The organism is Pseudomonas sp. IB20 (assembly GCF_009707325.1).
Taxonomy (GTDB): Bacteria; Pseudomonadota; Gammaproteobacteria; order Pseudomonadales; family Pseudomonadaceae; genus Aquipseudomonas.
The window spans coordinates 2,912,178-2,938,225 of record NZ_CP046103.1 but is presented as its reverse complement, the minus strand read 5'-3'; the positions used below and the strand labels follow the sequence as shown (position 1 = coordinate 2,938,225).

The following is a 26,048-nucleotide window of genomic DNA, read 5'->3' as shown; positions in this document are numbered from 1 at the left end:
GCTTAAACCCCCAGGGACTTTTTGTAGCGGCTTTCGACCATGCGGTTCCAGCTCAGCATGATCAGCAGGTTGACCAACAGCAGCACCACCGCGATGGTCGCGCCCATGGGCCAGTTGAGTTCCGAGAGGTACTGGTCGTACACCACCGTGGCGACCATTTTCAGGCGGCGCCCGCCGAGCAGGCCGGGGATCGCAAACGAGCTGGCGGCCAGGCCGAACACAATCAAGGTGCCGGATAACACGCCAGGCATGACTTGCGGCAACACGATCTTGCGCATCACCGTGGCCTGGCTCGCACCCAGCGACAGCGCCGCCTGTTCTGCCGACGGGTCGAGCTTTTGCAGCGAGGTCCACACCGGAATAATCATGAACGGCAGCATCACGTGCACCAGCGCGATGATCACCGCAAACGGCGTGTACAACAGTTTTACCGGACGCCCGCCGAGGGCCTGGATCACTTGGTTGACCAGCCCGTCGGCGCCAAGCAGCAGGCTCCAGCCAAAGGCGCGCACCACCACCGAAATCAACAGCGGCGTGAGGATCAGAATCAGGAAGATCGAGCGCCACGCCGTGCCCATGCGGCTGAGGATGTAGGCCTCGGGCACGCCGATCACCACGCACAGCAAGGTCACCAGCGCGCTGATCCAGAAGGTGCGCCAGAAGATCTCGTAGAAGTAAGAATCACTGAACAGCGACAGGTAATGCGCCAAGGTCCATTCATCCGCCTTCACGCCCACTTGGTAGTCGAACACGTTGAACGACAGCACCAGGGTCATTACCAGCGGCAGAATCAACAGCCCGGTAAACAGCGCCAGGGCCGGCAACGACAACAGATAACCCCGACTCATGCGCGCACCTCATCCACCGCCAACACGCGCAGCAAGCCGGCGTGCCAGTCCAGGCCCACGGCAGCGCCGCAACCGAGCGGCGCGCTGCCGTCATTGCTGCGCACCACGGTGATTTCGCCGAGGGTGGTGTGGATGCGGTACAGCCACTGGCTGCCGAAGAAGTAGCTGTCCAGGACCTTGCCTTGCACGCGCCCGCTGCCGGCGTCCACCAAGGTGATTTTTTCCGGGCGCAGGCTCAGGGTCAGCTCGCCGTCGCCGCTGGCGTGGCGCACTTGCGGGGCGCCGAATTCGTCGTAGTCGCCCGGCAGCAGGTTGGCTTTGCCGACGAAGTCCGAAATGAAGCGCGTGCGCGGGTGTTCGTAGAGTTTGTAAGGCGCGTCGATCTGGGTCACGCGCCCGGCCTGCATCACCACCACGCGGTCGCTGATGGACAAGGCTTCGGCCTGGTCGTGGGTGACCATCAAGGTGGTGATGCCCACGGCGCACTGGATGCGGCGGATTTCAAACTGCATTTCTTCACGCAGGTTGGCGTCGAGGTTCGACAGCGGTTCATCCAGCAGCAACACCGGCGGTTCGATCACCAGCGCGCGAGCCAAGGCCACACGCTGGCGCTGGCCGCCGGACAGCTCACGCGGGTAACGCTCGGCGTGTGGGGCCAGGCGCACCAGGTCCAGCACGGTTTTGACTTTACTGGCGATCTCGGCGGCCGGCACTTTGCGCATCTTCAAACCGAAGGCGACGTTGTCGCGCACAGTCATGTGCGGGAACAGCGCGTAGCTCTGGAACACCACGCCCAGGCCACGGCTGGCGGGTTTGGCGTGGGTGATGTCGCGCCCGTCGAGCAAGATCTGCCCGCCGCTCACGTCGACGAAGCCGGCGATCATTTGCAGGGTGGTGGTCTTGCCGCAGCCCGAGGGGCCGAGCAGGGAAACGAACTCGCCTTTTTCTACCGCAAGGTCAGTGGCGACCACCGCATCGACGGCGCCGTAGCGTTTGCTCAAGGCGTTGAGTTGGAGAAATGCCATGTCTGCGTTCCACCTTTTTGAGTCGCGTCGAAACGCGCTTTTTTGTTTTGGGCAGATGCGAAAGGGTGTTGCGGGTGCGTTGGCGCTCGATCTCGAGTCGGCTGCCATTTGTTGTTCATTTCGCCCCTGTGGACGCAGATTAGGACGAAGACTAGGATGGGCGAAAGATGGAATTTCACTGAATGAGTAAGTATTTTAAGATTTATTCACTCACCGGAATTTACAAAGAGATTGGGTGTTATGGATTCCACTGAGCGAAATGATGGCGGTAAAGAAGTCGGGGCGGGCAGCGTGTCTCGTTTGTTCGCGCTGCTGCGAACCCTGGGTGAAGTGCCCGAGGGCGGCGAGCGGGTCACCCAACTTGCACAACAGGTCGGCCTGTCCCAGCCCACCACTCACCGCCTGTTACGCAGCCTGATGGACGAAGGCATGGTCGAGCAGGACGCACGCAGCAAGCGCTATCGCCTGAGCCTGGAGTTCTTCGCACTGGCGGCGAATGCGGGCAAGACCGGCAACCTGCGCGACCTGGTGCGGCCGAGCATGTTGCGCCTGAGTGCTTCATTGGGCGATTCGTTGTTCCTGTTGGCGCGCAGCGGCTTTGATGCGATCTGCCTGGACCGCAGCGAGGGACCGTATCCAATCCGCACGTTTACCGGCGATATCGGTGGGCGTGTCGCGTTGGGTGTGGGGCAGGGCAGCCTGGCGATTCTGGCGTTTTTGCCGGAGGAGGAGCGTGAGGCGGTGATCCGCTACAACCTGCCTCGGCTCAAGGATTTTCACTTGTATGACGAAGTGCTGCTGCGTTCGGAAGTGGAGAGCGTGCGTAACCTGGGGTACGCAGCGCGTAACACTGGCGTGCTGGAAGGCATGGCCGGGCTGGCGGTGCCTATTCTCAATCGGGATGGCCATGCGGTGGCGGCGTTGAGTGTGGCGACCATCAGTGACCGCTTGGGGCCGAGCCGGTTGCCGATGGTGGTGGAGTTGCTCAAACGCGAGGCCGCGGCGATTGGGCCTAGGATTAATCCGTTTGATCCAACGTTGCGCAGGCCTTCACAAACCTTCGGGGGGTAACTTATCTGCCTGCCAACTCCCACAGGTCCATAGGTGGCGGCCTTTGGAGGTTTCACCACAATAACCTTGCATGCTGCCAGATAATGGCTAATATAACCCGGGTAAAACAAATAACACCCGGGTAATAAACCATGCCGACGCTAAACGCTCCTCAGCCTTGCCGAGTGATCCTTCGCAGGCAAGCCAGCTCCCACATTAACGCGTTCATTCAGTAAACGTATTCACTCACACCACGTGCCTTGCCTTGTAAACCCGCCCCCTGTGGGAGCTGGCTTGCCTGCGATACAGACGACTCGGTCTTGCCGATACACCGAGGTGATCCCTTCGCAGGCAAGCCAGCTCCCACATTAACGGTCATTCAGTAAACGTATTCACTCACACCACGTGCCTTGCCTTGTAAACCCGCCCCCTGTGGGAGCTGGCTTGCCTGCGATACAGACGACTCGGTCTATCTGCCTGCCAACTCCCACAGGTCCATAGGTGGCGGCCTTTGGAGGTTTCACCACAATAACCTTGCATGCTGCCAGATAATGGCTAATATAACCCGGGTAAAACAAATAACACCCGGGTAATAAACCATGCCGACGCTAAACGCTCCTCAGTGCACTGTCTTCCTCCGCCACCAACGCGTGGCGGCCGGTACCTATTCGGACGTGGCCGATACCCTGGCAGGTCTGGACCTGCCGGCGGGCACCTTCCTGGTCTTTGATGACGCCACCGGCACCCAAGTCGATTACCCCTGGCCCAGCGGTTATGTGCCTGAGCAACCTGCGCAGGCGTCAAGCGATGACGAGCCTCCCTCGGTCCCCTCGGTTGGGCGCCCAAAGCTGGGCGTGATCGCGCGCGAAGTCACTCTGCTGCCGCGCCACTGGGAATGGCTGGGCCAACAACGCGGCGGCGCCTCGGCAGCCTTGCGCCGGCTGGTGGATGAAGCACGCAATGCCAATGCCGCACGTGATCAGGCGCGCCAGGCCAAGGAAGCCAGCTATCGTTTCATGAGTGCCATTGGCGGCAACCTGCAAGGTTTTGAAGACGCCTCGCGGGCACTGTTCGCTGAGGATGCGGCGGCCTTCGCCAACAAGATCGCGCATTGGCCTAACGAGGTGCAGACGTACCTGGCCTGGTTGTCGCGTAATGCGTTCCCCGTCTAACAATAATTCCGGGACTCGAACCACCATGCCAGTCACCCAACAACGGCCGTTGTGGCAGATCTACCTGATCTTTCTGGCACCGATGGTGCTGTCCAATTTCCTGCAAAGCTTTTCCGGCACCCTTAACGGCATCTACGTCGGGCAAATGCTCGGCACCCAGGCGCTGGCGGCGGTGTCGGGGATGTTCCCGATCGTGTTTTTCTTTATTGCCTTGGTGATCGGCCTGGGGGCGGGCGCTTCGGTACTGATCGGCCAGGCCTGGGGCGCCCAGGAAACCGGATTGGTCAAGGCGATCACCGGTGCGACGTTGACCTTGGGCGCGTTGGTGGGGTTGATCGCGGCCGTGCTCGGCGGCCTGTTCGCGCGCCCGGCGCTGCAGGCGTTGGGTACACCGATTGACGTTCTCGACGATGCCGTGGGCTATGCCCAGATGATGATGCTGATCATGCCGCTGCTGCTGGTCTTCATCCTCTACACCCAGTTGCTGCGTGGCGTCAGTGACACGGTTTCGCCGCTGCTGGCGCTGATGGTCTCGACCCTGGTCGGCCTGTTGCTGACCCCGGCGCTGATTCGCGGCTGGATCGGCCTGCCGCCCATGGGCATCCAGAGTGCGGTGTACGCAGGTTTGGTCGGCAACGCCTCGGCGATGCTGTTTCTGATAGTGCGCCTGCGCCACAAAAAACACGTGATGGCGCCGGACCGCGAACTGCTCGCCGCCTTGCGCCTGGACCGGGCGATCCTCGGCAAAGTGCTGCGCATCGGCCTGCCGACTGGCTTGCAGATGGTGGTGCTGTCGTTGTCGGAATTGGTCATCCTCGCCTTGGTCAACAGCCACGGCTCCCAAGCCACGGCGGCGTATGGCGCGGTGACGCAGATCGTTAATTACGTGCAGTTCCCGGCGTTGTCGATTGCGATCACTGCGTCGATTCTCGGGGCCCAGGCGATTGGCGCCGGGCGCCTGGAGCGGATCGGGCCGATCCTGCGTACGGGCTTGCTGATCAACACCTGCCTCACCGGTGGCTTGATCGTGCTCGGCTACCTGCTGTCGCACTGGCTGCTGGGGCTGTTCATCACCGACGACGCGGCGCGGCTCAATGCCGAACACCTGCTGCACATCATGTTGTGGAGCATCCTGGTGTTCGGCTTCCAGGCGGTGGTGGGCGGGATCATGCGCGCCAGCGGCGTGGTGCTGATGCCGGTGGCGATCTCTATTTTCTGCGTGCTGTGTGTTGAACTGCCGATGGCGTACATGCTCAACGCGCACTTTGGCCTTGAAGGCGTGTGGATGGCGTTTCCGGTGACCTACCTGGCGATGCTGGCGCTGCAGACCGCTTACTACCGATTGGTGTGGCGGCATAAGCAGATCGTACGGTTGGTGTAGCGGGGCTTATTGCTTCAAGCCGCGCAGCAGTAGCTCCAGGCCCTGCAAGCCTTCTTCCAGCCGCGCGCCCGGGTGCTCATCCCGGGCGATCCACAGCGCGGTGTTGACCAAGCTGCCATTGATCAACTGCGCCAGCGCAACGCTGGGGCCTTGCGCGATAGCACCCGCCTGCATCAAGCCCTCAAGCAGTTGGCGTAGTGACTCTACACAGTGTTGTTGAGCGCCTGTATCGCCGAGCACGGCTGGCGCATCCTGCAACACAATGCGTTGGATTTCCGGGTCCTGCGCCATGCGCAAATAGGTGCGGCAGCGTTCACAAAAGCCGTCCCAAGGGTCCTGGGCCTGATCGCTGATGAGCTGCAAGCGCGCGTCCATTTCGCTGTCGAGCTGGGCAACCACCGCCGCTAACAGGCCTTTCTTGTCACCAAAGTGGTGGTACAACGCCCCACGGGTCAGGCCGGCGCGTGCGGTAAACTCGTCCATCGACGTGTTGGCATAGCCCTGCGTGGCGAAGGCCTGGCGGGCGCTGGCGATCAGCCGGGCGCGGGTGTCTTCGATCATTTCGGCACGGGCTCGGCTCATAGGTAAGGCTCGCGATGAGTGTTTGAGTGATTGACATACGCTGCGTATGTTACGCATGATTTGCCACATACGCACCGTATGTATGTTGCCTTGATGACTGCAGATAGCAAGTTTCAAGGCGCTGAGGAAGAGGTCAAGCAGGATGGCAAACCCCTACGCCGAGTTGTTCCAGGCCCCAGGCAGTCGGGCTTTTGTATTGGCCGGCATGCTGGCGCGCATGCCGATATCGATGGTCGGTATCGGCCTGATCACCATGCTTTCGCAAGTGCATGGCGGCTATGGCCTGGCGGGCGCGGTGGCAGCGGTGTTTGCCTTGGCCACGGCGTTTTGCGCGCCGCAGGTTTCGCGGTTGGTGGACCGTTATAGCCAGGGCAGGGTGCTGCCGCTGGCGGCACTGATCGGCGGCGGGGCGTTGTTGCTGTTGCTGTTATGCACCCGGCTTCAGGCGCCGAGCTGGACATTGTTTGTGTTTGCCGCTTTGGCCGGTTGCATGCCCAATATGTCGGCCATGGTGCGGGCGCGCTGGACCGAGTTGTATCGGGGACAACCCAAATTGCAGACCGCGTTTGCCCTGGAGTCGGTGCTCGATGAGGTGTGTTTCATTATCGGCCCGCCGATCTCGGTGGGCCTGAGCGTGGTGCTGTTCCCGGAGGCCGGGCCGTTGGTAGCCGCGCTGCTGTTGGCGGTGGGCGTGACCACCTTCGTGCTGCAACGTGCGACTGAGCCGCCAGTGCATGAACACCACGGCCATCACGGTCGCTGGCTGATCGCCTCACCTTCGGTGCTGATCCTGATGACCCTGCTGCTGGCCATGGGCGTCATCGTTGGCGTGGTAGATGTGGTCAGCGTCGCCTTTGCCCAGCAGCAGGGTCAGCCGGCGGCGGCGAGCATCGTGCTCTCGGTGTATGCCATCGGCTCGTGCCTGGCGGGGTTGGCCTTTGGCACACTCAAGCTCAAGGCCTCGTTGCCACGCCAGTTCCTGTTCTGCGGTGTGGCGACAGCGTTGACCACCTTGCCGTTGCTGCTGGTAAACCATATTCCCGGGCTGGCCGTGGCGGTGTTTATTTCCGGTCTGTTCTTTGCACCTACGCTGATCGTGTCCATGGCCCTGGTGGAACAGGTCGTCCCGCCCAGTCGCCTCACCGAAGGCATGACTTGGCTGATCACCGGCTTGAGCATCGGCGTGGCTATCGGTGCGGCCAGCTCGGTTTGAGGCCATCCTTGACCTGGATCACCAGGCACGTCGATTGGCGCGAGCGCAGGTGAAGATCTGCGCAGCGACGGTTTAGGCCAGGCATCAGCCAACCGCAGGGTAGGCATCCGCGCTGTGATGTTGCAAAAACTCATCCAGCGCCTGGCGTGTCAGGTCATTGAGCGTCACTTTCTTACGGGCCGCCGCCAGGGCCGCAGCCAGATGCAGGTCATGGCCGACCCGCACGTTGAATGAACCCTTGCACGGCTTCTCCGGTGTCTGCCCAAGGGTGTGGCATGTAGCGAGATAGTCGTCTACCGCCTCACGAAAGGCCGCGTCCAGCTCTGCGACCGTTTTACCCTCATAGCTGACCAGCGCCTTGATAAACAGCACTTTGCCAAACAGGCAATTGTCTTCGAGGCTGGCTTCGATAGAGCCGATGTAGCCGTTGTGTTTCAGTTGGTTGTTCACTGAATCAGTTCTCCTGATTTCAATTGTTCGATGATCTGGCGCCGAATGTAATGTTTCAGTTCGTTGCCGGGGTGAGGCCTGTGCAAGGTGATCATTGCACTGGGGTCGCCGATGTCGAATTTGACCCGGCTTCCAGCCCCTTCAATCTGTGTGTAGCCAAGACGATGCAGCAGCGTTACGAGCTCTGGCCAAGTAAAGGCCATGTGCTCATTGAGCAGTTTGGCGAGCAGCTTTTCATTTTTGGACACGGCGTTCCCTGCGTGTAACTAAATGTAGTCGCAAAAGTGGTGTTCGTCAATGCTAGCTCGGCTTGGAGTGTCTTTCCTGAAAATTGATGTAACCCTTGATGACGCCTCGCTCCAAGCCATTCATCCCCCGCTAATTTTTCCCCGTCCGGTTCGTTTTATAGGGACGACGTGCCTTTGTGCTTCCTGCCTATTGCTCCGGACTCCAAGAAATGAATGCTGAAGACTCCTTGAAACTTGCTCGCCGGTTTATCGGGTTGCCTCTGGAAAAACGCCAAGTGTTCCTGCAGGCCCTGCAGAAAGAAGGCGTGGATTTTTCCCGGTTTCCGATTCCGGCAGGGGTTGAGGCGCAGGATCGCCAAGCGTTGTCCTACGCCCAGCAGCGCATGTGGTTTCTGTGGCAATTGGACCCGGCCAGCGGCGCCTACAACCTGCCCGGCGCCGTGCGGCTCAAGGGGGCGCTCAGCCTGCGTGCGCTGGAGCAAGCCTTCGCCAGCCTGGTAGCTCGGCATGAAACTTTGCGCACAGTGTTCCAGCGTCAGGCCGATGAGCGCCTGACCCAGGTTGCGCTAGAACCGTCGCTGGCCGTCGAGCACCTGGACTTGAGTGCCTTGGCCGCCGCTGAGCGGGAGCTGGCCGTCAACCAAGCTGCGACGCGTCAATCGCTGCTGGCGTTCGACCTTGAACACGGCCCGCTGCTGCGCGTGCAATTGCTCAAGCTCGACGCGCAGGAGCACGTGCTGCTGCTGACCCTGCACCACATCGTCTCCGACGGTTGGTCGATGAACGTGCTGATCGACGAGTTCATCCGCTGCTACGACGCCCACGAGCGCAACGAGGCGCCGCAATTGCCGACGCTGCCGATCCAGTACAGCGATTACGCCCTGTGGCAGCGCCGCTGGCTGGAAGCGGGCGAACAGGCGCGTCAGCTGGAGTACTGGCAGGCGCGCCTGGGCGATGAGCATCCGGTATTGGAATTGCCGACGGATCGCTCGCGCCCGGCCATGCCCAGCTACCAAGGCACTCGCCATAATTTCGCCATTGATCCGGGCCTGGCCGCGCAATTGCGCAGCTATGCGCAACAGCACAACGTCACCCTGTTCATGCTGCTGTTGGGCGCCTTCAATGTGCTGCTGCATCGCTATACCGGGCAGGGCGATATCCGCGTCGGCGTGCCCATCGCCAACCGTAACCGCAGTGAAGTTGAAGGGCTGATCGGCTTCTTCGTCAACACCCAGGTACTGCGCACCGAACTGACCGGGCAGACCCGCGTTGCCGAGCTGCTGCAAGGCATCAAGGAACACGCGCTGGGCGCCCAGGACCATCAGGAGTTGCCGTTCGAGCGTCTGGTGGAAGCGCTGAACGTCGAGCGTAGCCTTAGCCACACGCCGCTGTTCCAAGTGATGTACAACCACCAGCCGGTAGTGGCCGATATCGCTTCGGTCAGCACCGCCTCCGGCCTCGAACTGTCACTGGTTGAGTGGCAAAGCCGTACCACCCAATTCGACCTGACCCTCGACACCTTCGAGAAATCCGGCACCCTGCATGCCGCGCTGACCTATGCCAATGACCTGTTCGATGCGCCGTCTATTGCGCGCATGGCCCAGCACTGGATCAGCCTGTTGCAGGCCATGGTGGCCGATGGCGAACAGCGCATTGGTGAGTTGCCGATGCTGGCGGCCGATGAGCAACACGTGCTGATCCATGCGTGGAACCAGACCGGCGAAGCCTATCCGACCGAGCGCGGCATCCACCAACTGATCGAAGACCAAGTGCAGTGCACGCCGGACGCGCCGGCCTTGGTGTGTGGCGCAACCACCTTGACCTACGCCCAACTCAATGCCCGCGCCAACCAACTGGCGCACGCCTTGCGCGAGCAGGGCGTGGGCCCGGACGTGCTGGTGGGCGTGTGTGTCGAGCGATCCATCGAAATGGTGGTAGGCCTGCTCGCGGTCCTCAAGGCCGGCGGCGCCTACGTGCCGTTGGACCCAGAATATCCCCAGGAACGCCTGGCCTACATGATCGAAGACAGCGGCATCGCGCTGCTGCTCAGTCAGCAGCGCCTGCTGGCGTCACTGCCGACTGAAAACGTCCAGGTGATCGCCTTGGATCAGGCGCCCGGTTGGCTCGACGGCTACAGCAGCGAATCGCCGGCCGTGGCTATCCAGGCGCTGAACTTGGCTTACGTGATCTACACCTCCGGCTCCACCGGCAAACCCAAGGGTGCCGGCAACAGCCATCGCGCGTTGGTCAACCGTTTGTGCTGGATGCAACAGGCCTATGGTTTAGACGCCAGCGATGCGGTCCTGCAGAAAACTCCGTTCAGTTTTGACGTGTCGGTATGGGAATTCTTTTGGCCGCTGATGACCGGCGCCCGCTTGGTGGTCGCGGCCCCTGGGGAGCACCGCGAGCCGGCCCGCCTGATCGAAACCATTGGCCGCCACGCCATCACCACCTTGCACTTCGTGCCGTCGATGCTGCAGGCGTTTATCCATGAGCCGGGCGTGCAAGCCTGTGCCAGCCTCAAGCGCATCGTGTGCAGCGGTGAAGCCTTGCCACTGGACGCGCAACTGCAGGTGTTCGCGAAGCTGCCAACGGCGGGTTTGTTCAACCTCTATGGCCCGACCGAAGCTGCCATCGACGTGACCCACTGGACTTGCGTCGACGAAGGCGCCGACAGCGTGCCCATCGGCCGTCCGATCGCCAACCTTGCCACCTACGTACTCGACGCCCAACTCAACCCGGTGCCAGCCGGTGTTGCCGGCGAGCTGTACCTGGGCGGCACCGGCCTGGCGCGCAGCTACCATCGTCGCCCCGCGCTGACGGCCGAGCGTTTTGTACCCAGCCCGTTTATCCACGGCGAGCGCCTCTATCGCACCGGCGACCGCGTCTGCCAGCGCGCCGATGGCGTGATCGAATACCTTGGCCGTCTCGACCATCAAGTGAAGCTGCGAGGCCTGCGTATCGAATTGGGCGAAATCGAAACGCGCCTGATGCAACATCCTTCAGTGCGCGAGGCGGTGGTGCTGGTGCAGGGTGGCAAGCAGTTGGTCGCGTACCTGGTGCTCGAAGGCGAAGCGCCGACCGACCTCAAGGCGTGGCTGCTCAGCAGTCTGCCGGAATACATGGTGCCGACCCATATGGTGCACTTGGCCAAACTGCCAGTGACCGCCAACGGCAAGCTCGACCGCAAGGCATTGCCGGTGCCAGATGCGGCGCCGCAACACGCCTTTGTTGCGCCTTCCAGCGAATTGCAAAAGGCCCTGGCGGCGATCTGGAGTGACGTGCTCGGCGTCGCCCCAGTCGGTCTGGACGACAACTTCTTCGAGCTGGGCGGCGATTCGATCATCTCCATCCAGGTGGTCAGCCGCGCGCGCCAGGCAGGCATTCGCCTCAGCCCGCGCGACCTGTTCCAGTACCAAAGCGTGCGTAGCCTGGCGCTGGTGGCCGCGTTTGAACAGGCGGCCGTTATCGATCAAGGCCCGGTGACCGGTGACGTGATCCTGACGCCCGTGCAGCAAAGCTTTTTCGCCCAGGCAATCCCGGCACGTCAGCATTGGAACCAGTCGCTGCTGCTGACGCCGCGTGAGGCGCTGGAGCCTGCACGCCTGGAAGCGGCGCTGACGCAACTGATCAACCACCACGACGTGTTGCGCCTGCGTTTTGTGCAGCAGGGCGACACCTGGCAGCAAGCCCACGGCGCGCCCGTCAACGAGCCGGCGCTATGGCAATCCTCTGCAAGCGATGACACGCAATTGGCCGCGTTGTGCGATGAAGCCCAGCGCAGCCTGGACCTGCAGCAAGGCCCATTGTTGCGTGCAGCGTTAGTGCAGATGGCCGATGGCACCCAGCGCCTTCTGCTGGTGGTCCATCACTTGGTGGTCGACGGCGTGTCCTGGCGCATCCTGCTGGAAGACCTGCAACAGGCTTATCGAGAAGCCGCATTGCCGGCCAAGACCAGCAGCTACCAGCAATGGGCGCAGCAACTGCAGGCCCACGCGCAAACCCTTGATGATCAATTAGCCTTTTGGCAAGCACAGTCCAGCGACGCCGACCTGCCGTGCGACAACCCGCAGGGCGGCCTGCAAAACCGCCTGGGCACCCAGCTCGAAACCCGCCTCGATGCGGAGCTCACCCGCCAACTGCTGCAAGACGCCCCGGCGGCCTATCGCACCCAGGTCAACGACCTGCTGCTGACGGCGCTGACGCGAGTAATCAGCCGTTGGAGCGGCCACGCGGCTTTGATTCAACTGGAGGGGCATGGTCGCGAAGACCTGTTCGACACCATCGATCTGAGCCGCACGGTCGGCTGGTTCACCAGCCTGTTTCCGGTACGTTTGCAGGCCCAGGGCGAGCTGTCGGACGCGATCAAATCCGTCAAAGAGCAACTGCGCGCCGTCCCGGATAAAGGCCTGGGCTACGGCCTGCTGCGCTACCTGGGCAGCCCGAAATCGCGCGAAACCCTGGCCGGCTTGGCTGCGCCGCGTATCACCTTCAACTACCTGGGGCAGTTCGACCGCCAGTTCAACGAGTCGGCGTTGTTCGTGCCCGCCGCGCAAGGCAGTGGCCAGGCCCAGGACCCGGAAGCGCCGTTGGCCAACTGGCTGACGGTGGAAGGGCAGGTGTATGGCGGTGAGCTGTCGCTGCAATGGGGCTTCAGCCGCGAGATGTTCAACGCCGCCACTATTCAGCGCCTGGCCGATGACTACGCCACGGAACTCAAGGCCTTGATCGAGCATTGCTGCGCAACGCCTGCTGGGCAGGTGACACCATCGGACTTCCCGCTGGCATGCCTGACCCAGCAGCAGCTGGATGCACTGCCCGTGGCCGGGCCGGACATCGCCGACCTCTACCCGCTGTCGCCGATGCAACAGGGCATGCTGTTTCACACCTTGTACGAACCCGAGGCCCAGGCCTATATCAACCAGCTGCGCCTGGACATTGAAGGCCTGGACCTGCTGACCTTTGGCCGTGCTTGGCAAGCGGCGCTGGACCGCCATGACATCTTGCGTAGCAGCTTCCACTGGCTGGGCCTGGACAGTGCTCATCAGGTGATCAAGCGTCAGGTCGACGTGCAGTTGCAGGTGATCGAAGACGTGAATGCCGACCTTGATGCCCTTGCCGATGCCGAGCGCTCACGCGGCTTTGAATTGAATGCCGCACCGCTGTTTCGTCTGATGCTGGTGCGCGGCGTCGGGTCTGCCTGGCACTTCATCTTCACCAGCCACCACATCCTCATGGATGGCTGGAGTAATGCGCAGTTGCTCGGCGAAGTGATTGCCCACTATGCAGGCCAGGCCTTGGAGGCGCCGCTGGGGCAGTTCCGCGATTACCTGGGCTGGCTGCAACAGCAACCTTCGGGAGAGGCGTTCTGGAAAGCGGCCATGGCGCCGTTGCAAGCGCCAACGTTGCTGGCCCAAGCACTGCGTGCGCCGGTCGACGGCGTGGGCATGGCTGACCATCAAGTGACACTGGACGACGGCTTTACCCACGCGCTTGGCGAGTTTGCCCGCCAACAAAAAATCACGCTCAATACCGTGCTGCAAGCCGCCTGGGGCCTCTTGCTGCAACGCTACACCGGCCAGGATTGCGTGGCGTTCGGCGCCACCGTTGCCGGGCGTTCGGCGCCATTGCCGGGGATCGAGCAGCAACTGGGCTTGTTCATCAACACTTTGCCGATCATCAGTGCGGCCTCACCCGCTCAGTCGGCCAGCGCTTGGCTCGGTGAGCTGCAAGCCCTGAACCTGAGCTTGCGCGACCATGAACACGTGCCGCTCTACGACATCCAGGCGTGGGCCGGTCAACAAGGTGCGTTGTTCGACACCTTGCTGGTGTTCGAAAACTTCCCGGTGGCCGAAGCGTTGAAGCAAGGCGCGCCCGCCGGCCTGACCTTCGGCCGGATGCACAACCACGAACGCACTCACTACCCGCTGACCCTGGGCGTTGAGTTGGGCGCCAGCCTGCGTCTGGAATTCAGCTACGACCGTGCCCACTTCAGCGAGCAACAGGTCACGCAACTGGGCGCTAACCTGCGTCACCTGTTGACGCAGCTGGTGGCGGATGCGGGTGTGGCACTGGGCAACCTGCAACTGCTGGACGCCGCCGCGCAGCACCAAGTACTCAGCCTCAGCCAATCCGTTGGTGCTGCGCCGCGTCATCAGCGTGTGCACGAGCGCATCGCTGCCCAGGCCCATGCTACGCCTGACGCGCTGGCGGTACAGGCGGGCAGTGAGCGCCTGAGCTACGCCCAGCTCAATCAGCGCGCCAACCGCCTGGCCCACCGCTTGCTGGCGCTCGGCGCAGGGCCGGGCCAGCGCGTCGGCCTGGCCAGTCGGCGTGGCCCGCAGTTGATCGTCAGCCTGCTGGCGGTGCTCAAAAGCGGCGCTGCCTATGTGCCGCTGGACCCGAAATACCCAGCCGAGCGCCTGGCCTACATGCTCGCGGACAGTCGCCTGGACCTGCTGCTCAGCGAAACCGGGTTGCTCGCCGATCTACCGCTGCCGCAAGGGTTGATCCGCGTGGATTTCAGCGCCTGCGGTGAAGAACTGGACAGCTACCCGGCAACCAATCCACCCAGCCATGCGGCGGCCGCCGACCTGGCGTATGTGATCTACACCTCCGGCTCCACCGGCCTGCCCAAAGGCGTGGCCATCGACCATGCCGCCCTCGGTCAGTTCTGTGACAGCGCCGAGGCGTATAGCCGCCTGTGTGCCGAAGACCGCGTGCTGCAATTTGCCACCTTCAGCTTTGACGGCTTTGTGGAGCAGTGCTACCCGCCGCTGTGCGTGGGTGCTGCCTTGATCATGCGTGGCGATGAGCTGTGGGACGCCGGGCAACTGGCGCGCGAGATCGTCGAGCAAGACGTGACCCTGGCCGACTTGCCCGCCGCTTACTGGTATTTGTTGGCCAAGGAGTGCGCGGCCGACCGCCGCAGCTTGGGTAACCTGCGCCAAGTGCATGTGGGCGGCGAGGCCATGTCGGTGGAAGGCGTGCGTGCCTGGCATGCCGCCGGGCTGGGCGGCGTAAGACTGGTCAATACTTATGGGCCGACCGAGGCGACGGTGGTGTCCAGCGTGCACGACTGCCAACTGGCGGATGCCAGTGATGCGTTCGGTGTGCCGATCGGGCGGGCCATCGCTGGCCGCTCGCTGTATGTGCTCGACAGCGGTTTCGAGCTGCTGGCCACCGACGGCGTCGGTGAGCTATGCATCGGCGCCGAGGCGGGTCTGGCCCAGCGTTATTTCGACCGCCCGGCCTTGACCGCCGAGCGCTTCCTGCCCGACCCGTTCTCCAGCGAGCCGGGTGCGCGGCTGTACCGCAGCGGCGACTTGGCCCGTTACAACGCGGCGGGGGTGCTGGAGTACGTCGGTCGTATCGACCATCAGGTCAAAATTCGCGGCTACCGCATCGAAATGGGCGAGATCGAGGCCTGCCTGCAAGCCTTGCCGGCGGTGCGTGAAGCCGCCGTCATCGCCCAGCCGAGTGCGGTGGGCATGCAATTGGTCGCCTATGTGGTGCCCGCCCACGGTCAAACCCTGGACGGGCAAGCCCTGGCGGCAACCTTGCGCCAGTCGCTGCCGGACTACATGGTGCCCGCGCACTGGCTGGTGCTTGACGCCTTGCCGCTGAACAACAACGGCAAGCTTGACCGCCGTGCGCTGCCGGGGCCTGACCTGAGTGTGCGTCAACACGCCTATGTAGCGCCACAAACCCCGCTGCAAGTGCAGTTGGCGGTGATCTGGCAGGCGGTGTTGCAGGTCGAGCAGGTGGGCCTCACGGATCATTTCTTCGAGCTGGGCGGGCATTCGTTGTTGGCCACCCAGGTGGTTTCCCGCGTGCGGCATGAACTGCGCCTCGAAGTGCCCCTGCGGGCGCTCTTTGAACACCCGACGTTGCAAGGGTTTGCGACGGCGTGCGCAGCGTTGCAGGTGCAAACCTCGCAACCTTTGGTCGCGGTGGAGCGTGGGCAACCGCTCGCACTGTCCTACGCCCAAGAGCGCCAGTGGTTTCTCTGGCAGCTGGACCCCGCCAGCGCTGCCTATCATGTGCCCAGCGTGCTGCGCCTTAAGGGGGTTCTGGATAAGGCCGCGTTGCAGCGTGCCTTCGATACGCTGGTGGCGCGCCATGAAAGCTTGCGCACCCATCTGCAACAAGAGGCCGGGCGTACCGTACAAGTGATCAGCCCGCGCCCATCCCGTGCGTTGACGTGCAAGAACCCGACGTGCAGGCGCACGTTGAAGCCGAAATCGCGCGGCCGTTCGACTTGCAAGCAGGGCCGTTGCTGCGTGTGACGTTGCTGCGCGTGGCAGCGGACGAGCATGTACTGGTGCTGGTGCAACATCACATCGTCTGCGACGGTTGGTCGATGCAGGTGATGATCGACGAGCTGGTGCAGCTCTACCAGGCGTTCAGCCAGGGCCAGTTGTTGCAATTGCCGGTGATGCCGATCCAGTACGCTGACTTTGCCGTATGGCAGCGTACTTGGATGGAAGCCGGGAGAAGGCGCCACTGGTACTGGCGGACGTTGGGCGGTGAGCAACCAGTGCTGGAGTTGCCGTTGGACCACCCACGGCCGGCGGTTCAGAGCTACCGTGGCGCACGCCTGGATGTCAGCGTGGAGGCAGCGCTGGTCAATGGTCTCAAGGCATTGGCGCAGCGTGAGGGCGTGACCCTGTTCATGCTGTTACTGGCGTCGTTCCAGACGCTGTTGTATCGCTACAGCGGCCAGTCGGATATCCGCGTCGGCGTGCCGATTGCCAACCGCAATCGCGCAGAAACTGAGCGTCTGATCGGGTTTTTCGTCAACACCCAGGTGCTGAAAGCGGATATCGACGGGCAAATGACTTTCAGCCAGGTGTTGGCGCAGGTGAAGCAGCGCGCCCTGGAAGCGCAGAGTCATCAGGACTTGCCATTTGAACAGTTGGTCGAGGCCTTGCAGCCCGAACGCAGCCTGAGCCAAACCCGTTGTTCCAGGTGATGTTCAACCACCAAGCCAAGACCCAAACCGCAGAGCCGCAACTGCCGGGCCTGAGTGTGGCCAGCCTGGAGCTGGACACTCAGAGCGCTCAGTTTGACCTGAGCCTGGACACCCAGGAAACCGGCGACGGTATCTGGGCATCCTTGACCTACGCCACCGACCTGTTCGGTGCGGCCACCGCCGCGCGCATGATGGGTCATTGGCTGAGCCTGTTGCGCGCGGCGGAGGACCGTTGCCCAACTGAAGCTGCTGGACTATGACGAGCAGCAGCACATTCTGCAGCTGTGGAATCGCACTGACTCGGGCTTCTCGGCCGAGCGCCTGGTGCATGAGTTGTTCGCTGATCGTGCACGGGAAAACCCGGATGCCGTGGCGGTTAAATTCGATGCGCAGACCCTGACGTACGGTGAATTGGACCGCCAAGCCAATCGCCTGGCTCACGCGCTGATCGCCCGTGGTGTCGGCCCGGAAGTGCGCGTGGCGATTGCCATGCCGCGCAGTGCCGAAATCATGGTGGCGTTTCTCGCCGTGCTCAAAGCCGGTGGCGTCTACGTGCCGCTGGACATTGAATACCCGCGTGATCGCCTGCTGTACATGATGCAAGACAGCCGCGCCAAACTGCTGCTGACCCACACCAGGCCTTGCAGCAACTGCCGTCGCCGATGGCCTGGCTACCTTGGCCATTGACCGAACAGAGGAGTGGAGCGGTTACAGCGACACCGCGCCGCAAGTCGACCTGGACGGCGACAACCTCGCCTATGTGATTTACACCTCCGGCTCCACCGGCATGCCGAAGGGCGTGGCCGTTTCCCACGGCCCGTTGGTGGCGCACATCATCGCCACCGGCGAGCGCTACGAAACCAGCCCGGCCGATTGCGAACTGCACTTTATGTCCTTTGCCTTCGACGGTTCCCACGAAGGCTGGATGCACCCGCTGATCAATGGCGCGAGTGTGCTGATCCGCGACGACAGCCTGTGGCTGCCGGAATACACCTACGCACAAATGCACCGTCACAACGTAACGATGGCCGTGTTCCCGCCGGTGTACCTGCAACAGTTGGCTGAGCATGCCGAACGCGACGGTAACCCACCGGCGGTACGCGTTTACTGCTTTGGCGGCGATGCCGTCGCTCAAGCCAGTTACGACCTGGCATGGCGCGCGCTGAAACCGACTTACCTGTTCAACGGCTACGGCCCGACCGAAACCGTGGTCACGCCACTGCTATGGAAAGCCCGTCGAGGCGACCCATGCGGCGCCGTTTACGCACCCATCGGCACACTGCTGGGCAACCGCAGCGGCTATGTGCTGGACGCACAACTCAACCTGCAACCGATTGGCGTGGCCGGCGAGTTGTACCTGGGCGGAGAGGGCGTGGCCCGTGGTTATCTGGAGCGCCCGGCCCTCACCGCCGAGCGTTTTGTGCCGGACCCGTTCGGCAAGCCCGGCAGTCGTGTGTATCGCAGCGGCGACCTGACTCGTGGCCGTGCGGATGGCGTGGTGGATTACCTCGGCCGTGTCGACCATCAAGTAAAAATTCGCGGCTTCCGTATCGAACTGGGCGAGATCGAAGCGCGCCTGCGTGAGCAGGACAGCGTCGGTGAAACCGTGGTTGTGGCCCAGGAAACCCGAGTGGAACAACTGGTGCGTATGTGTCGGCAACGCCCACGTCAACGAAACCGAGTTCCGCGACCTGCGCCGGCCTGAAAACCGTGCCGGACTACATGGTGCCGACCCACTTCATGTTCCTGGCACAGATGCCACTCACCCCCAACGGCAAACTCGACCGAAAGGGCTTGCCCGAGCCGGACGCGAGCTTGATGCAGCAGCATTACGTAGCGCCCGAAACCGAGCTGGAGCAGCAAATCGCCGCGATCTGGGCCGAGATTCTGCACCTGCCGCGGGTAGGCCTTGACGATAACTTCTTCGAGGTTGGCGGCCATTCCCTGCTGGCGATCCAGATCACGTCGCGGGTGCAAGCCGAGCTGGGGCTGGAGGTGCCGTTGGTGGAAGTGTTCCAGACCGAAACGTTGCGAGCTTATGCCCAGGCCGCTGCCACCTTCCGCGCCGGTAGCGCGGAAGATTTTGATGATCTTCGTGACTTTTTGAGCGAACTAGAGGCGATTTGAACCATGCTTTCCAACCCTAATATCGATCTGGTTTCGCGCTTTCTTCGTCTGCCTCTGGAACAGCGCCAGCAGTTCTACCAACGCCTGCAAAGCCGGGGCATGAGTTTCGCCCAGCTGCCGATCGCCTCGATTCGCGAAGCGGGCCAACACGCCCCGTTGTCTTATGCCCAGGAGCGCCAGTGGTTCCTGTGGCAACTGGACCCGGACAGCGCGGCCTATCACGTCCCCGGCGCCCTGCGCCTGAATGGGCGGTGGAAAGGCCGCGTTGCAGCGTGCCTTCGATACGCTGGTGGCGCGCCATGAAAGCTTGCGCACCCATCTGCAACAAGAGGCCGGGCGTACCGTACAAGTGATCAGCCCGCAGGCGCGCATCGAGCTGGTCTTGATCGAGTCCGTTGAGGCCTCTCTCAAAGCCCAGGTGCAAGCGCAGATCGCCGAGCCGTTTGATTTGCGCCAAGGCCCGTTGATGCGTGTCAGCCTGTTGCGCCTGGCCGAAGATGAGCACGTGTTGGTGCTGGTGCAGCACCACATTATCTCCGATGGTTGGTCGATGCAGGTGATGGTCGACGAACTGGTGCAGCTCTACCAGGCGCACAGCCAGGGCCAGTTGTTGCAACTGCCGGCGCTGCCGATCCAGTATGCCGACTACGCTGCGTGGCAGCGCAGTTGGATGGACGCGGGGGAGAAGGCGCGTCAACTGTATGGCGGAACTGTTGGGTGGCGAGCAGCCGGTGCTGGAGTTGCCGTTCGACCACCAACGCCCCGCGCAGCAGAGCCATCGCGGTGCGCGTCTGGATGTGCCATTGCCCGTCAGCCTGGCCGAGAGCCTTAAAGCTCTAGCTCAGGCCCAGGGCGTGACGATGTTTATGCTATTGCTGGCCTCGTTCCAGACGTTGCTGCACCGCTACAGCGGCCAACAGGACATTCGCGTCGGTGTGCCGATTGCCAACCGTAATCGGGTCGAGACCGAGCGCCTGATTGGCTTCTTCGTCAACACCAGTGCTCAAGGCCGACCTCGAGGGCACCTACGTTCCAGCTGTGGCCCAGGTCAACAGCGGCCTGAGCCAGGCCATCAGGACCTGCCGTTCGAGCAACTGGTGGAAGCCTTGCAGCCGGAGCGCAGCCTGAGCCTCAACCCGTTATTCCAGGTGATGTTCAACTATCAGAGCGAAGGGCGGCTGGGCGCCCCGTCGCAGACGCTGTCGAATTTGCACATTGAAGGCCTGGAGTGGGAGCGCCGTACCGCGCACTTCGACCTCGACCTGGATGTGCATGAAAGCGCAGAAGGCCTGTGGGCCTCGTTGGGCTACGCCACCGATGTTCACGCACCGTTGAGCGCATGGCGCAGCATTGGCAGGCACTGTTACGGGCGGTCGTCGCGCGCGCGGGAAATCGCGTCGCGCAACTGGCGATGTTGACCAAGGATGAGCAGCGCCGCGTGTTGCACGATTGGAATCACGCTGCTGCCGCGTTCGTAGAGTCGACGGGCGTGCAGAGCCTGTTTGAGGTGCAGGCGCGGCAACGGCCGGAGGCTATCGCCCTGTGCCTGGGTGAGCAAACCATCAGCTATGCCGAGCTGAACCGGCAAGCCAACCGCCTGGCCCATTATCTGATCGACCAAGGCGTCGGCGCCGAAGTGATGGTGGGCGTGGCGGTGGAGCGCTCGTTTGCGATGGTGGTTAGCCTGCTGGCGGTACTCAAGGCCGGTGGTGCGTATGTGCCGTTGGACCCGCAATACCCGCGCGAGCGCCTGTTGCACATGCTTGAAGACAGCGCTGTGCGCCTGGTGGTGTGTCAATCGTCAGTGCCGTTGCCGCTGCCGGAACACATTGAGCGGCTGGATCTCGATCGCCTCGATGGCGACCTGCAAGGCCGCTTTGAGCACAACCCCCAGGTCCAGGTCGATCCGCAGAACCTGGCTTACGTGATCTACACCTCCGGTTCCACCGGCAAGCCCAAGGGCGTGGCGATCAATCACGCGGCACTCACTGAATTCTCCAGTATTGCCGCCGGTTATTCGCAGTTGACCCAGGCAGATCGCGTGCTGCAGTTTGCGACCCTGAACTTCGATGGGTTTGTCGAGCAGTTGTACCCGGCACTGACCCACGGTGCCACGGTGATTCTGCGCGGCCCCGAGTTATGGGACAGCGCGCGGCTGTATGAGGAAATCATCACCCAGGGCATTACCCTGGCCGATCTGCCAACCGCCTACTGGAACCTGTTCCTGCTCGATTGCCTGGCCACCGGGCCGCGCGCTTACGGCGCGCTTCGCCAGGTGCATATCGGTGGTGAAGCCATGCCGCTGGAGGGACCGGCGCAATGGTTAAAAGCCGGCCTGGGCCATGTACGATTGCTCAATACCTATGGCCCGACTGAAGCGACGGTGGTGTCGAGTGTGCTGGACTGCACATCCGCCAGTGAAATCATCGGCGCCACGGCCAGCCCGATTGGCCGCGCGTTGCCAGGTCGTGCCCTGTACGTGCTGGACCGCGACCTGAACCTGGCGCCGTTGGGCGCAGTGGGCGAACTTTACATCGCCAGCCACCGTGGCTTGGCACGCGCCTATTTGAACCGCGCACTGCTCACGGCTGAACGCTTTGTGCCGGACCCGTTCGGTGACACCGGCGAGCGCCTCTACCGCACCGGCGACCTGGCGCGGTGCCGCGCCGACGGCGTCATTGAGTATGTCATGAGTTTCGCCCAGCTGCCGATCGCCTCGATTCGCGAAGCGGGCCAACACGCCCCGTTGTCTTATGCCCAGGAGCGCCAGTGGTTCCTGTGGCAACTGGACCCGGACAGCGCGGCCTATCACGTCCCCGGCGCCCTGCGCCTGAATGGGCGGTTGGACAAGGCCGCCCTGCAACGCAGCTTCGACACCTTGGTAGCGCGTCACGAAAGCTTGCGCACGCGTTTGCACTTGGAGGAGCGCGTGTCAGTTCGCCCGGCCGAGCCGGTGCTGATTGCGCGGGTAGATGCCCTTGAAGCTACGCTACAGCAACAGGTGGAAGCCGAAATTGCGCGGCCTTTCGACCTGCAACAAGGGCCACTGCTGCGCGTCACGCTGATGCGCCTGGCGCAGGACCTGCATGTGCTGGTGCTGGTGCAGCACCATATCGTCTCCGATGGTGGTCGATGCAGGTGTGGTCGATGAGCTGGTGCAGTGTAGCGCTACGCCAGGGAGGGCATCCGCGTTGCGTCATACGATAGCGCTGGCAGCGCAGTTGGATGGAGGCGGGGAGAAGGCGTCAACTCGATTATTGGCGTGAAACGCTCGGTGGCGAGCAGCCGGTACTGGAGCTGCCGTTCGATCATCAACGCCCGGCGGTGCCGACACATCGCGGTGCACGCTTGAATATTGCGCTGCCCGCGCCGTTGCTGGGCGAGCTCAAAGCCCTGGCCCAGCGGAAGGTGTGACGTGTTCATGCTGTTGCTGGCGTCTTCCAGGCTTGTTGTATCGCTACAGCGGCCAGCAGGACATCCGCGTCGGTGTGCCGATCGCCAACCGCAATCGGGTCGAGACCGAACTGATCGGCTTTTCGTCAACACCCAAGTGCTCAAGGCCGACCTCGATGGCCAGATGACCTTCGCCCAACTGCTGCAACACACCAAGCGCCGCCTGGAGCCCAGCCACAGGATGCCGTTCGACATTGTCGAAGCGTTGCAGCCGGAGCGCAGCCTGAGCCATAACCCCTTGTTCCAAGTGTTGTTCAACCACCAGAACGATGCAGGCCTGGCCACCCAGGGCCGACACTTGCCTGACTTGCGTGTGGAAGGCTTGGACTGGGGCAGCCAGACCGCGCAGTTCGACCTGACCTGGACCAGATCCGCGGAAGGCCTGTGGGCCTCGTTAGCTATGCCACCGACTTGTTCGAGCCTGCGACCATCGAGCGCATGGCGCGCCATTGGCAGAACCTGTTGCAGGCGATGGTTGCTGACAGCAGCAAACCGTTGCCCAACTGAAGCTGCTGGACTATGACGAGCAGCAGCACATTCTGCAGCTGTGGAATCGCACTGACTCGGGCTTCTCGGCAGCGTGGTGCATGATTGGTCGCTGATCGTGCACGGGAAAACCCGGATGCCGTGGCGGTTAAATTCGATGCGCAGACCCTGACGTACGGCGAATTGGACCGCCAAGCCAATCGCCTGGCTCACGCGCTGATCACCCGTGGTGTCGGCCCGGAAGTGCGCGTGGCGATTGCCATGCCGCGCAGTGCCGAAATCATGGTGGCGTTCCTCGCCGTGCTCAAAGCCGGTGGCGTCTACGTGCCGCTGGACATTGAATACCCGCGTGATCGCCTGCTGTACATGATGCAAGACAGTCGCGCCAAACTGCTGCTGACCCACACCAGTGCCTTGCAGCAACTGCCGGTCGCCGATGGCCTGGCTACCTTGGCCATTGACCGTACAGCGACACCGCGCCGCAAGTCGACCTGGACGGCGACAACCTCGCCTATGTGATTTACACCTCCGGCTCCACCGGCATGCCGAAGGGCGTGGCCGTTTCCCACGGCCCGTTGGTGGCGCACATCATCGCCACCGGCGAGCGCTACGAAACCAGCCCGGCCGATTGCGAACTGCACTTTATGTCCTTTGCCTTCGACGGTTCCCACGAAGGCTGGATGCACCCGCTGATCAATGGCGCGAGTGTGCTGATCCGCGACGACAGCCTGTGGCTGCCGGAATACACCTACGCACAAATGCACCGTCACAACGTAACGATGGCCGTGTTCCCGCCGGTGTACCTGCAACAGTTGGCTGAGCATGCCGAACGCGACGGTAACCCACCGGCGGTACGCGTTTACTGCTTTGGCGGCGATGCCGTCGCTCAAGCCAGTTACGACCTGGCATGGCGCGCGCTGAAACCGACTTACCTGTTCAACGGCTACGGCCCGACCGAAACCGTGGTCACGCCACTGCTATGGAAAGCCCGTCGAGGCGACCCATGCGGCGCCGTTTACGCACCCATCGGCACACTGCTGGGCAACCGCAGCGGCTATGTGCTGGACGCACAACTCAACCTGCAACCGATTGGCGTGGCCGGCGAGTTGTACCTGGGCGGAGAGGGCGTGGCCCGTGGTTATCTGGAGCGCCCGGCCCTCACCGCCGAGCGTTTTGTGCCGGACCCGTTCGGCAAGCCCGGCAGTCGTGTGTATCGCAGCGGCGACCTGACTCGTGGCCGTGCGGATGGCGTGGTGGATTACCTCGGCCGTGTCGACCATCAAGTAAAAATTCGCGGCTTCCGTATCGAACTGGGCGAGATCGAAGCGCGCCTGCGTGAGCAGGACAGCGTCGGTGAAACCGTGGTTGTGGCCCAGGAAAACCCGAGTGGCAAACAACTGGTTGCGTATGTGGTGCCGGCAATCGCCCACGTCAACTCGACTGGCCCAAACCGTGGTCAGCCAACTGGATGCCGAGCGCACCCGGCAACTGTTGCAACAGGCACCGATGGCCTACCGCACACAGATCAACGACCTGCTGCTCACTGCCCTGACGCGGGTGATGTGTCAGTGGACCGGGCATGCAAGCAGCCTGATCCAGCTGGAAGGCCATGGTCGCGAGGACCTGTTTGATGACATCGACCTGACGCGCACGCTGGGTTGGTTCACCAGCCTGTTTCCCGTCCGCCTGACACCGGCCGAAACGCTTGCGTCCTCAATCAAGCAGATCAAGGAGCAACTGCGTGCCGTGCCGGATAAAGGCCTGGGGTTCGGCGCTTTGCGTTACCTCAGTGATGCCGCCACGCGTGAGGCGTTCAGTGCCTTGCCGGTGCCGCGTATCACCTTCAACTACCTGGGGCAGGTCGACGGCAGCTTTGACCAGCCGGACGCGTTGTTCGCTCCGGCGACCGAAAGCGCGGGGGCCGAGCAAAGCCCGGATGCGCCGCTGGGCAACTGGTTGACGCTCAACGGTCAGGTGTACGGCGGTGAGTTGCAGCTGAGCTGGACCTTCAGCCCGTTGATGTTCGACCCCGCTGTGATCGAAACGCTGAGCGCGGCCTATACCCGCGAACTCAACGCACTGGTAGAGCATTGCTGACCCCGAACACGGCGTGACCGCCCACGAGCAAACTAACTTCCCGCTGACGGTGCTGGTGGACCTGGGCGAAACCCTGTCGGTGCAGTTCAGCTTTGCCCGCGCGCACTTCAACGAAGATACCGTGCAAGGTTACGGCCGCCACCTGGTCAACCTGCTGCAGGCCATGCTTGAGGAGGGGCAACAACGCCTGGGTGATCTGGCGATGATGGACGTGGCTGAGCGTCAGCAAGTGGTGCAGGATTGGAACGCTACCTCGCGCGATTACCCGTTGCAGCAAACAGTCCACCAACTGATTGAAGCGCAGGCTGCGCGTACGCCGCACGCACCAGCACTGGTGTTTGCCGAGCAGCGCTTGAGCTACGCCGAGTTGAACCGGTGCGCCAACCGCCTGGCTCATCGCCTGATGCACGGTGTGGCCGGAGTGCTGGTGGGCTGGCCGTGGAGCGTCCTCGAAATGGTCGTCGGCCTGCTCGCGGTGCTCAAGGCCGGTGGCGCTATGTGCCGCTGGACCCGGAATACCCGCGCGAGCGCCTGGCCTACATGCTGGAAGACAGCGGCGTGAAGCTGCTGCTACCCAGGCGCACTGCTGACAATACCGATTCCACAGGCTTGGAAACCTGGTGCTGGGCGAGTCGGTTTTGAACACTACAGCGAGAACCCGGCATCGCTGACGGCGAAAACCTGCCTACGTGATCTACACCTCCGGTCCACCGGCCAGCCCAAAGGCGCCGGCAACGCATTCGGCCTGAACCGCTGCAATGGATGCAGGAAGCCTACGCTGGACGTCAGCGACAGTGCTGCAAAAGACCCGTTCAGCTTGAGTGTCGGTTGGGATTTTCTGGCCCTGATGACCGGGCGCGTGGTGTGCGCCTGGGGACCACGTGATCCGGCCAAGCTGGCAGCTGATCAAGCCGAGCACATCACCACGTGCACTTTGTGCCT

11 protein-coding genes and 4 pseudogenes are annotated in these 26,048 nt (G+C 62.6%); 10 read left to right on the top strand and 5 right to left on the bottom strand.

Annotation, left to right across the window (positions count from 1 at the left end):
• Nucleotides 1-2 precede the first annotated feature (2 nt).
• Nucleotides 3-848, bottom strand: coding sequence for an ABC transporter permease (locus GJU48_RS13470; protein WP_094952031.1), 846 nt, complete (start codon nt 846-848; stop codon nt 3-5).
• Entirely contained in the window at nt 845-1,873 is a 1,029-nt protein-coding gene (locus GJU48_RS13465) for an ABC transporter ATP-binding protein (RefSeq protein WP_094952030.1), read from the bottom strand. Before GJU48_RS13465 ends, GJU48_RS13470 begins: the two co-directional genes overlap by 4 nt.
• 240 nt (nt 1,874-2,113) lie before the next feature.
• Between GJU48_RS13465 and GJU48_RS13460 the strand changes: the two genes are divergently transcribed.
• The 3 genes from GJU48_RS13460 to GJU48_RS13450 all read left to right on the top strand — a co-directional run bounded on the left by GJU48_RS13460 (nt 2,114) and on the right by GJU48_RS13450 (nt 5,476).
• A complete protein-coding gene (locus GJU48_RS13460; protein ID WP_094952029.1) occupies nt 2,114-2,944 on the top strand; it encodes an IclR family transcriptional regulator in 831 nt (276 codons plus the stop codon).
• 578 nt (nt 2,945-3,522) lie between these two features.
• On the top strand, nt 3,523-4,095 hold the full coding sequence (locus GJU48_RS13455) for a DUF2239 family protein (RefSeq protein ID WP_094952028.1): 573 nt from the start codon (nt 3,523-3,525) through the stop codon (nt 4,093-4,095).
• Nucleotides 4,096-4,120: 25 nt separating this feature from the next.
• The gene (locus GJU48_RS13450; RefSeq protein WP_094952027.1) at nt 4,121-5,476 is read left to right on the top strand and encodes an MATE family efflux transporter; all 1,356 of its coding nucleotides are present in this window, start codon (nt 4,121-4,123) and stop codon (nt 5,474-5,476) included.
• Between the two features lie 6 nt (nt 5,477-5,482).
• Here the strand turns inward: GJU48_RS13450 and GJU48_RS13445 are convergent, their stop codons facing one another.
• Entirely contained in the window at nt 5,483-6,058 is a 576-nt protein-coding gene (locus tag GJU48_RS13445) for a TetR/AcrR family transcriptional regulator (RefSeq protein WP_094952026.1), read from the bottom strand.
• Nucleotides 6,059-6,200: 142 nt separating this feature from the next.
• Here GJU48_RS13445 and GJU48_RS13440 point away from each other — a divergent pair.
• Nucleotides 6,201-7,265 (top strand): annotated as a pseudogene (locus GJU48_RS13440) (MFS transporter); the annotation flags it as partial.
• A 90-nt stretch (nt 7,266-7,355) separates the two neighbouring features.
• Here the strand turns inward: GJU48_RS13440 and GJU48_RS13435 are convergent.
• Both GJU48_RS13435 and GJU48_RS13430 read right to left on the bottom strand, forming a co-directional pair.
• Entirely contained in the window at nt 7,356-7,721 is a 366-nt protein-coding gene (locus GJU48_RS13435) for a type II toxin-antitoxin system HicB family antitoxin (protein ID WP_094952019.1), read from the bottom strand.
• Complete coding sequence (locus GJU48_RS13430) at nt 7,718-7,969, bottom strand: type II toxin-antitoxin system HicA family toxin (RefSeq protein WP_094952018.1); 252 nt, start codon at nt 7,967-7,969, stop codon at nt 7,718-7,720. Before GJU48_RS13430 ends, GJU48_RS13435 begins: the two co-directional genes overlap by 4 nt.
• A 209-nt stretch (nt 7,970-8,178) precedes the next feature.
• Here GJU48_RS13430 and GJU48_RS25740 point away from each other — a divergent pair.
• The 6 genes and pseudogenes from GJU48_RS25740 to GJU48_RS25735 all read left to right on the top strand — a co-directional run bounded on the left by GJU48_RS25740 (nt 8,179) and on the right by GJU48_RS25735 (nt 25,668).
• Nucleotides 8,179-22,221 (top strand): annotated as a pseudogene (locus GJU48_RS25740) (non-ribosomal peptide synthase/polyketide synthase).
• A 74-nt stretch (nt 22,222-22,295) separates the two neighbouring features.
• Nucleotides 22,296-22,484 carry a hypothetical protein gene (locus GJU48_RS25895; protein ID WP_452603450.1) on the top strand — a complete coding sequence of 63 codons (189 nt, stop codon included), beginning with the start codon at nt 22,296-22,298 and terminating at the stop codon, nt 22,482-22,484.
• A 7-nt stretch (nt 22,485-22,491) separates the two neighbouring features.
• A pseudogene (locus tag GJU48_RS25890) lies at nt 22,492-22,827 on the top strand (hypothetical protein); the annotation flags it as partial.
• 80 nt (nt 22,828-22,907) lie between these two features.
• Complete coding sequence (locus GJU48_RS25885) at nt 22,908-23,030, top strand: hypothetical protein (RefSeq protein WP_452603462.1); 123 nt, start codon at nt 22,908-22,910, stop codon at nt 23,028-23,030.
• An 84-nt stretch (nt 23,031-23,114) separates the two neighbouring features.
• Nucleotides 23,115-25,278, top strand: a pseudogene (locus tag GJU48_RS25880) (amino acid adenylation domain-containing protein); the annotation flags it as partial.
• Nucleotides 25,162-25,668: an AMP-binding protein gene (locus GJU48_RS25735; RefSeq protein WP_452603449.1), complete on the top strand. Its 507-nt coding sequence runs from the start codon at nt 25,162-25,164 to the stop codon at nt 25,666-25,668. The pseudogene GJU48_RS25880 and the gene GJU48_RS25735, both read left to right, overlap by 117 nt.
• The last annotated feature ends 380 nt before the right edge of the window (nt 25,669-26,048 follow it).